Raw genomic sequence first — 7,064 nt, 5'->3', positions numbered from 1 at the left:
GGCCGAGTCGAAACCCGGTGATTCGCAGGGAGACTCAGCGTCCGCGGTCACCTGGTCTCGATACGGGCCTCACTTCGTTCGCCCTACTCGACCGGCGGGGTGGGGGCCACTCGACCGGCGGGTGACGCCACCCGCCGGTTGAGCCGGGCCGGAGCGTTAGCGGAGGACCGAGTCGAAACCCGGTGAGGCGCGGGGAGACTCAGCGTCCGCGGTTGGGGTGGTTTCGACACGGGCTCGCCTAGCGGCTCGCCCGGCTCAACCAGCGGGGTGGGGGCCCTGCTCGACCGGTGACAGAGGAGCGCCCAGCCGGCGGGTGTGCGCACGGCCGGCCCACCAGAACCAGAGGCCGAGAGCGACGAACAGCACCAGGGGGACCAGCTCGGTCAGCAGGAAGGTGTAGCGCTCGCCGTGGGTCCACTGCTCCGGAAGGTAGTCGCCGGCGAACCACGAGTCGCCGAGGCCCGGGAACAGCACCTGCACCGTGCAGAAGACGATCGCCGCGCAGGACAGGAACGTCAGCAGCGGCAGGGCCGGCGCCCGGTACGGCCGGGGCGTGTCCGGGTCGCGGCGCCGCAGCACCAGGGCCGCCGGGAAGATCCCGAGGTAGGAGATCAGCGTCGTCGAGATGGCCAGCGACAGCGCGGCGGTGAACAGCTTGTACGCGTCCCCGCTGGTGATCTCCACGGTCGCCACCAGCACGACCGTGGACACCAGGCCGGACAGCACGTTCACCCGCAGCGGCGTCCCGAACCGGCTGGAGAACACGCCCAGCGACCGCGGCCCGGCACCGTCGTAGCAGGACACCGCGAGCGTGCGGTCCGAGCCCATGATCCAGGTCAGACCGGAGGTGAACGCGACCAGCGCGATGAGGATGCCCATCGCCCAGCCCGCCACCAGGCCGAGCCCGCTCAGCGTGGAGGTCACCGTGCCGTCCGCGCCGGTGTGCACCTCGCCCCCGAGCACGGTCAGCGCCTGCTTCAGCGCGTCCGGGAAGCCGGCGAGGCCGGTCGCCTGGTCGGCCGGCAGCACCAGCAGGATCCCCAGGACGGGCAGCCCGTACAGGAGCCCGGTGGTGATGACGGACTTGGCGATGCCGGCCGGGACGTCCTCGGCGGCGTTCTCCATCTCTTCGCCCGCCGCGCTGGGCAGCTCGAACCCGACCATCGAGAAGAGGATCAGCGGGACGAGCGCGACGAAGCTGGAGTAGCTCGGCGCGAAGTCGCCGGCGCCGATGCCGTGCACCCCGTGCTGCGCGGCGTACAGGGCGATGACGACCAGGAACAGGCCCATCAGGGCGAAGCGCGCGTACGCGCCGATGGTGGCGATCCACTTGCCGACCCGGAACGACAGCACCGCGAACAGCACGCCGGCCCAGATGAACGGGATGCCGAGCCCGTACAGCAGCGCCTTGCTCGTGGCGTCGCCGCCGGTCCCGAAGAAGACCAGCAGCCCGCTCGCGGCGGTCGCGACGAGAGTGCCGCCCATCCACACCGGGTTGGTCACCCAGTAGAAGAAGTTGTTGACCGCCCCGGCGGCGCGACCGAACGCCATCCGGGTCCACACGTACGGGCCGCCCTCGTCGGTGTACGCGGCGCCGAGCTCGGCGAGGATCATCGCCGACGGCACCGCGAACAGCACCAGGCACACCAGCAGCCAGCTGAAGCCGGCGCCGCCCTGGGTCGCGAGCGTGCCGAGGCCGTCGATCCCGAAGAGCGTGCAGACCAGGAAGAAGAAGATGTCCGCGCGGCCGAAGTGGCGTTGCAGCTTGGCCTTCTCCGCGGTGGCCGTGGCCGCCTCCGTCGCGGTCTCGGGTGCCTGGCCCGGGTCGTGCTGGTCGGTCGACGTGGATGTGCTCATCAGTGCTGGTGCTCCGCTCCTACGGGGATGCCGTCCTCGGCGAGCCAGTCTGCGACCTGCTGCACCGACGGCGCAGGCGCATCGATCAGATGTGGGACGAATCGCGCGTCGCCGTCGGTGATGTGGCCGTCGGACTCTCGAATGCCGAGACCGGCCGGCATGCCGTCGACGACCCACGACCCGAGGACCGGGCGGTTGCCGTCGATGTCGGGCAGCGGGCACCACTGCTGCCAGCACCAGCCCTCCGGCCCGTACTCACCGGCGTGCGTCTCCTCGACGCCGTCGGCGTGGATGCGGATCGAGGCACCTTCACGGCCGTGCAGCGGCTTGGCGACCCACTCCCGCAGGCCGCGCGGCCCGTCCAGGTACGCGGGGAGCAGATTCGGGTGGTCGGGGTAGAGCCGCCACAGCGCGGCGAGCAGCGCCTTGGTCGACAGCAGCGTCTTCCACCACGGCTCCACCCACTGCGTACCGGTCGTGACCGACGGGGTCGGCTGCAGGTACGGGTGGAACGGCTCGGCGAACAGGTCCTCCCACGGGTAGAGCTTGAAACACGTTCGTACGGGCTGGTTCTCGTGGTCGACGAAGGTCTGCTGACCGGTGTGCCAGCCCAGGTCGGCGATCTGCAGGATGACGGTGTCGTAGCCCGCCTGCTCGCACGTGTCGCGGACGTACGCGAGCGTGGCGCCCTCCTCGACCTCGTCCAGGACGCCGACGAAGTGGACCGGCCCGGGCGCGAGCCGCGGGCGCATGGCCGCCCAGGTCGCGACCAGCCGCTCGTGCAGGGAGTTCCACTGGTCGCGCTCGGGGAACAGCTCGGTCAGCCAGTGGTACTGCGCCACCGCCGACTCGACCAGCATCGTCGGGGTGTCGCCGTTGAGCTCCAGCAGCTTCGCCGGCCCGGTGCCGTCGTAGCGCAGGTCGAACCGGGCGTACAGCGAGGGCGGGTCCTGCTCCATGGAGGCGCGGGCCCCGGCGAGCGCCCAGTCCGGGATGCCGATCGGGCCCATCGCCCCGGTCGCCAGGTAGCGGGCGGCCTCCAGGCACATCGCCCACAGCTCGGTGGTGGTCTCCTCCAGGGCGTCGATCTCGGTGAGGTCGAGCTCGTACGCGCTGCCCTCGGCCCACCACGGCAGCACCGTGCCGTCCGGCTTGGTCTCCTCCGGCCACAGCATGCCGGCACGGCTGACCTTCTCCCGCCACTCCTCGCGCAGCGGGACCTGGATCCGACGCATCAGCCGCCGCCGTGCCCGCCGCTGCCGAAGCCGCCGCGGACGACGGTGCCACCGCCCTTGCCGTGGATGGTCGTGCCCTCGGCGACCGAGCGGGAGGTGATCGTGCCGCCCGACCTGGACGTGCCACCGCGGGTGTACGAGGAGTCACGGGGCGGCGTGTCGACGCCGCCGCTGGTGAGGCCGCTGCCGACCGCAGGCGCGCTCTGCCCCTTGCGGTAGTAGTGCCAGCCGTACACGCCGGCGCCACCACCCCCGCTGGAGCTGTTGTCGCAGCGGGAGTCGCTGACACGTTGGCGGGTCTGGCGGTCGTAGCACACGCCGGCGTAGTCGGCCGACCTGTCACTTCCGCACGCGGACAGGAAGGCCGCGGCGAGGACGGCGCTGGAGCCGAGCACGACCGGAGCCCCCCGGCGGACACTGCTGGTGGTCATACGGACATCTTGACGCGGAGCGCCCCAGCCGCGGACGCCGACCCGGTCAGGAGAAGATCGGCCGGTCGGGGTGCTCGGGGTCATCGGTGGCGTTCGGCGGATCGGCCTCGGCCAGCGTCCCGTGCAGCACGGTGCCGTGGTGGTCGACGATGCACAGACCCACGCCCCGCGTCTCCACGATCTTCTCCGCCAGGTGGGCGTAGGCCAGGTCGGTGAGCCGCAGTCCCTCGGCGTCCAGGCGCGCGTGCAGGTCCTCCTCGACCTGGGCGACGGGCGCGTCGTCGTAGGAGTCCGTCACGTCGGCGAGGATGCGCACGTACGCGGCGACGCCGTCCGGACCTACCCGGTCGGCCCACGGCTCGTTGATCGTGAGGGTCATGCTCCGGGCTGTGGGCGCGGCGTCGTTCATCGCAGGTCTCCGTGCTCGTCGTGGCGGTTGGTCATCGGTTGCGCCGGGTGATCTCGGCGGACAGGGCGGTCGCGAAGGCGCACCACCCCGCGTACAGCGCGAGTCCGGTCCGGGCGGGCTTGGACACCCGGCCGGCGCGACGTACGAGGTCGGCCGAGCTGGCGGCCAGGGCGCCCGCGCCGACGGCGGCCACGGCCGGACGGTGGGCTCGGAAGAAGAGCGCCGACCAGCCGGCGTTCAGGATCAGGTTGAGGCCGAAAGCCCTTCCGTACGAACGGGCTTCGTCGGTGCGGCGCTCTCGTTCGAACGCGGTCAGGGTGGCGGCGGAGGACGCGGCGATGTCGGCGTACAGCGCGGTCCACACGATGGGGAAGGCGAGCGGCGGCGGCTGCCACGGCGGCAGGTCCAGTGACCGGTACCAGCGGCTGGTGGGGTCGGAGGCGATCGAACCGACGACCGCACAGGCGGCGGTGGCGGCGCCGGTGCGGGCCAGGTTGCGCCAGGCGTGGTCGGGGGCGGCGTGGCGCATCGCGTCCCGGACGGCGTCGTCGAACCCGGTCGGTGGCTCGGGCGGGCCGACCAGCGCGGCGAGGTCGTTCTCCTGGCAGACGACCTCGTGCACGAGGGACTGGACCAGCGGCTTGCCCAGCCCGGAGGACACCGGGGTCACCAGGCCGACCCAGTGACCGGCCAGCTGCGGGGTGAGGACGGGCACGGTGACGACGATCCGCCGGCGCAGCCCGGTGATGCTGGCGAAGCGCTGCATCATGTCGCGGTAGGTGAGGACGTCCGGGCCGCCGATGTCGAAGGTTCGGTTGACCTCCGGCGGCAGCGTCGCGGCGCCGGCGAGGTAGTGCAGCACGTCCTGGATCGCGATCGGCTGGATCCGGTTGTTCAGCCAGCGCGGCGCCACCATCGCGGGGAGCCGGTGGGTGAGGTAGCGCAGCATGTCGAACGACGCCGACCCGTCGCCGAGGATGACCGCCGCCTGCAGCACCGCGGCCGGGGTCCGGGCGGCCAGGAAGACCTCGCCCACCTCGACGCGGGAGGCCAGGTGCGGCGACAGCTCCTCGTCGGCGGGGTGCAGGCCGCTGAGGTAGACGATCCGGCCGACGGACGCGCGGTCGGCGGCGTCCGCGAACGTCGCGGCCATCTCCCGGTCGCGGCGCCGGAAGTCGGCCGCGCCGTCCATCGAGTGGATCAGGTAGAACGCGACGTCCACCCCCGACATCGCGGCGTCCAGGTCGGCGGACGTGCTCGCGTCGCCCTCGACCACGTCGACCCGGTCCGCCCACTCGTGCCCGTGCAGACCGGACGCGTGCCGGGTGAGGACCCGGACCCGCCAGCCTTCCTTCAGCAGCCGGGGGACGAGCTGGCTGCCGATGTAACCGGTGGCACCGGTCACGAGGGCCAGCCGGTCGGTCGCGGTCGTCGTCATGACAGCACCTCCAGGAGTGGCGGAAGGATGAACAGCATCGCGGTGGACCAGGCGACGTGGGTGATGGTCGGCCCGAGGATCCCCCCGGTGACCCGACGCTGCAGACCGGTGAGCGCACCGAGCAGGACGGCGGCAAGGACGAGCATCACGTTGGCAGTACCCACCGTCGCCAGGGCGTACACGGCGGTGGAGATCAGGACGGGGTAGCGGCGCCCGATGGCGGCGTACAGCGCGCCGCGGAAGTAGAGCTCCTCGGCGATGCCGTTGACGACGGTGATGGCGAAGATCGTCGCGAGCGAGCCGTACCGGGCGTGATCGAGGACGTCGTCGATCTGGTGGAGCACGGGTGGGATCTGCGCCGCCACGACCGCGCCGACGACGAACAGCCCGATGATCAGCGCCGCCAGCGCGAGCGACTGGACCAGCGGCCGCGCCACCCCGCCGGAGCGGGTGTGCGCGCGCCCCAGGTGCAGGGGTCCGGAGGCGAACGACCCGACCACCCAGATCGCGGCGAGCAGGAAGCCGGCGACGTAGAAGACGTCGTCCCCCGGCGTGATCCGCAGGGTCCAGCCGAGGACGACGGCGCCGCAGACGAGCGTGACGGCCGCGACGACCCGACGCCGTCGGAAGGCGCGATCGGACTCCTGGTGGTCGCGAGGAACCGGTGAGACGAGGCTGGCGGTGAGGAAAGCTCGGAGCTCGGTCACCGGATTGATCACGCGCTCCTCCCTGCGCCGCCCTTGCGGCCTCGACTGACGATGGCGTCGCGCAGGATGCGCGCGGCGGGACCGACTCGGTGGCCCAGCTGCAGGGCGTCCGCCGGCGCGAGGTCCTGCCGCAGGCCGCCGACGGCGACGAGCAGGTCGGGACGCAGCTGCCGCAGCTCGGACTCGAGCGTGGCGAGCCGGGAGCTGCTGCTCTCGTCCGACAGGGTCAGGACGACTGCGGCCACCTGGTCGGAGCGGGCGGCCTCGATCCAGTCCTCGATCGGCAGGTTCGGGCCGAGGTAGCTGACCGACATCCCCGTACGGCGCGCGGCGGTCGCGAACGCCAGTAGACCGAGCTCGTGCTGCGCACCGGGCAGCAGCCCCACGAGGACGCGTCGACCGCCCTGGTTGCTGCCGGCGGCGTTGAAGGAGGCGGACAGCCGGCGGTGCACGGCCGTCGCCACCAGGTGCTCGCCCGCGACGGTGACCCGGCCCTGCTGCCACGCCAGCCCGAGGGTCACGAGCGCGGGCATCAGCCAGCCGTCGACGGTGGCCTCGAAGGACGCGCGGCCGAGCTGCTCGTCGAGCACCTGCTCGACCGCCGTCGGGTCCAGGGCGGCGGCCGCGGCGATGAGAGCGCCGGTCGCGTTGTCGTCGTCGTCATCGCGCCCGAGGGCGGGCGCCGGAAGGGCGCGCACGACCGACTCGCGTGCCTGGTCGGCCGCCTGCTGCGGTCGCACCCCGGCGTTGACCAGATCGCGCATGCGGGTCAGCACGGCGATCGCGGTGTCGTCGTACAACCGGTAGCCGGAATCCGTCCGGTTGGGCTCCACCACGGAGTACCGGCGTTCCCACGCCCGAATGGTTGCTACGGGCACGCCGGACATCGCGCTGGCAGCGGAGATCGTGTACACGGGCCGCACCTCCTGCAAACTCTTCGCGCTGTCCCCACCTACGGTACAGTTTGTAGAACCTTTGTAACAGGTT

7 protein-coding genes are annotated in these 7,064 nt (G+C 72.1%); all 7 read right to left on the bottom strand.

Features of this window, described 5'->3' with window-relative positions:
* Positions 1-255: 255 nt before the first annotated feature.
* Positions 256-1,857: an APC family permease gene (locus P4R38_RS03090; RefSeq protein WP_277191002.1), complete on the bottom strand. Its 1,602-nt coding sequence runs from the start codon at positions 1,855-1,857 to the stop codon at positions 256-258.
* Entirely contained in the window at positions 1,857-3,092 is a 1,236-nt protein-coding gene (locus P4R38_RS03085) for a glutathionylspermidine synthase family protein (RefSeq protein WP_277191001.1), read from the bottom strand. Before P4R38_RS03085 ends, P4R38_RS03090 begins: the two co-directional genes overlap by 1 nt.
* Positions 3,092-3,523 carry a hypothetical protein gene (locus P4R38_RS03080; RefSeq protein WP_277191000.1) on the bottom strand — a complete coding sequence of 144 codons (432 nt, stop codon included), beginning with the start codon at positions 3,521-3,523 and terminating at the stop codon, positions 3,092-3,094. Before P4R38_RS03080 ends, P4R38_RS03085 begins: the two co-directional genes overlap by 1 nt.
* A 46-nt stretch (positions 3,524-3,569) precedes the next feature.
* The gene (locus P4R38_RS03075; protein ID WP_275238957.1) at positions 3,570-3,902 is read right to left on the bottom strand and encodes a hypothetical protein; all 333 of its coding nucleotides are present in this window, start codon (positions 3,900-3,902) and stop codon (positions 3,570-3,572) included.
* Between the two features lie 61 nt (positions 3,903-3,963).
* Complete coding sequence (locus P4R38_RS03070; protein WP_277190999.1) at positions 3,964-5,370, bottom strand: tryptophan-rich sensory protein; 1,407 nt, start codon at positions 5,368-5,370, stop codon at positions 3,964-3,966.
* A complete protein-coding gene (locus P4R38_RS03065) occupies positions 5,367-6,089 on the bottom strand; it encodes a CPBP family intramembrane glutamic endopeptidase (RefSeq protein ID WP_275238955.1) in 723 nt (240 codons plus the stop codon). Before P4R38_RS03065 ends, P4R38_RS03070 begins: the two co-directional genes overlap by 4 nt.
* Positions 6,086-6,991, bottom strand: a complete 906-nt coding sequence (locus P4R38_RS03060; RefSeq protein WP_275238954.1) for a MerR family transcriptional regulator — start codon at positions 6,989-6,991, stop codon at positions 6,086-6,088. Before P4R38_RS03060 ends, P4R38_RS03065 begins: the two co-directional genes overlap by 4 nt.
* Positions 6,992-7,064 lie beyond the last annotated feature (73 nt).

This window comes from Luteipulveratus flavus (assembly GCF_029439465.1).
Taxonomy (GTDB): Bacteria; Actinomycetota; Actinomycetes; order Actinomycetales; family Dermatophilaceae; genus Luteipulveratus; species Luteipulveratus flavus.
The sequence above is the reverse complement of the archived record's forward strand: the minus strand, read 5'-3'. Positions and strand labels throughout refer to the sequence as shown.